This is a genomic window from Streptomyces inusitatus, from assembly GCF_014651115.1.
In the GTDB taxonomy this organism is placed as follows: Bacteria; Actinomycetota; Actinomycetes; order Streptomycetales; family Streptomycetaceae; genus Streptomyces; species Streptomyces amakusaensis.
In genome coordinates, this window is record NZ_BMWG01000071.1 from 1 (window position 1) to 1,882 (window position 1,882).

The window sequence follows — 1,882 nt, forward strand, 5'->3', positions numbered from 1 at the left end:
GCGTTTTGTTCGGTTGCTGGAGGCGGTCGCGGGGGATCCTGATGTGCGGATCGGCCGGCTGGACGTTCTCTCCGAGGACGAACGCCGTCTCCTGCTGACGGAATGGAACCAGACGGATCAGCCGCTCCCCGAAGCGGCGAACACGCTCCACCAGTGCTTCGCCGACCAGGTCGCCCGTACCCCGTCGGCCGTCGCCGTGCGCTCGGACGACGAGACCCTGACGTACCGGGAACTCGAACTGCGAGCCACCGGCCTCGCGCGACGGCTCGTCGAGGCGGGAGTGGGACCCGAGGCGATCGTCGGCGTACTGCTGCCGCGCTCTCCCGAACTGCTCGTCTCCTTCCTCGCGGTGCTCAAGGCCGGAGCCGCCTATCTGCCGCTGGACACCAAGGAACCGGAATCGCGCGGGCGACGGCTGCTCGCGGAGACCGGAGCACGATGGGTGCTGACCGACACCGCCACCCTGGAGCGCCATCGGCTCCCGGACGAGGTACTGCCCATCGCCGTGGACGAGCCCGGGGAATCGGCCGAGGGGACCGAACACACGCTCCCCGCTCCCGGCGATCCCCGGCAGCTCGCCTACGTCATGTACACCTCCGGGTCGAGCGGTGAGCCGAAGGGAGTGGCCGTCCCCCACTCCGCCGTGGTCCAGCTCGCGCACGACAGCTGCTGGCGCGGCGGGGACCACCACCGTGTCCTTTTCCACTCGCAGCACTCCTTCGACGCCTCCACCTATGAGATCTGGGTGCCGCTGCTCTCCGGCGGCGAAGTCGTCGTGGCCCCGCCCGTACCGCTGGACGCTGCTCAGCTGAAGCGGCTGACCAGCGACGGCAGGGTCACCGGCCTCTGGCTCACCGCGGGCCTCTGCCATCTCATCGCCCAGGAGAGCCCCGAGTCGCTGTCCGGGGTGAGGGAGCTGTGGGTCGGTGGGGACGTCGTCGACCCGGACGCGGTACGACGCGTTCAGGCGGCGTGCCCGGGGCTCAGCGTGGTCGACGGCTACGGCCCCACGGAGAACACCACCTTCACCACCCACTACCGCGTTCCCGCCGGCGGACTCGGCGACCGCCACACGGTTCCCATCGGCGGGCCGCTCGACAACACCCGTGTATATGTCCTGGACACGGCCCTGAGCCTGGTGCCCGTGGGAGTGATCGGCGAGCTGTATGCGTCGGGCGCGGGTCTCGCGCGAGGGTATGTGCGCAGGCCGGCGCTGACCGCGGAGCGGTTCGTCGCCGATCCGTACGGTCCGGCGGGCTCACGGATGTACCGGACCGGAGACCTGGCGCGATGGCGCGCGGACGGCGAGCTGGAGTACGTCGGCCGGGCCGACGACCAGGTCAAGGTACGGGGCTTCCGTATCGAACCCGGCGAGATCGAGGCCGCACTGCTCCGCGACGCCCGGGTGGCCCAGGCCGTCGCCCTGGTCCGCTCCGACCGGCCCGGTGAGAAGCGTCTGGTGGCCTATGCCGTCCCCGAGCACGGCACCCGGCTCGACGGCACCGAACTCCGCCGGGGTCTCGGCGAGGAACTCCCGGACTATCTGGTCCCCGCCGCCGTGGTCGTACTGGACCGGCTCCCGCTGACCGTGAACGGGAAGCTCGACCGCGGCGCCCTCCCCGCGCCGGACTTCGCCGCCGCCGTCACCGGGCGGGCCCCGCGCACCCCCGTCGAAGAGACCCTGTCCCGGCTCTTCGCCGAAGTTCTGGGGCTGCCCGAGGTGGGTGTCGAGGACGGTTTCTTCGATCTCGGGGGCGACAGCATTCTCTCGATCCAGCTGGTGAGCCGTGCCCGAGAGGCCGGTCTGGTCATCACTCCCCGTGAGGTTTTTCAGTGTGGGTCGGTGGGTGGGTTGGCGGTGGTGGCGCGGGATGTGGGTGTG

At 70.8% G+C, this 1,882-nt stretch carries 1 protein-coding gene; it reads left to right on the forward strand.

Annotated features, from left to right (window positions below):
* Nucleotides 1-1,882 (forward strand): non-ribosomal peptide synthetase (locus tag IE247_RS33845; RefSeq protein ID WP_190127207.1); only part of this gene is annotated, 1,882 nt, incomplete at both ends.